1 protein-coding gene is annotated in these 310 nt (G+C 27.1%); it reads left to right on the top strand.

Annotation, left to right across the window (positions count from 1 at the left end):
* Positions 1-89: 89 nt before the first annotated feature.
* On the top strand, positions 90-310 hold a 221-nt coding region (locus ACYVTD_RS18940), incomplete at its 3' end, for a hypothetical protein (protein ID WP_461249125.1).

The raw sequence follows: 310 nt of genomic DNA on the forward strand, positions 1-310 counted from the left end.
CTACTATAGACACGGATGAGAAATTTTATTATATACATTAAGTATCAATAATTGACAAGAATAGTTATATCGTATATAAAAGATATAATATGATGCTTTTCGAAAAATATCAATATAACGATAATGAAATAAAAAAAAGAGGATATTCACAACATTGTTTTGCAATAAATGAAGAAGGGATGTCTTTCTGGATAAAATGGATATTGGGTGTTGGAGAGAATGACATTAAGCGAAAAATGTTAAGTGATCGACTTCGTTTTTTACAGGGAGCAAAACATCCATGTTTACCTGATATAATAGAATATAATTT

The organism is Treponema sp. R6D11 (genome assembly GCF_054786075.1).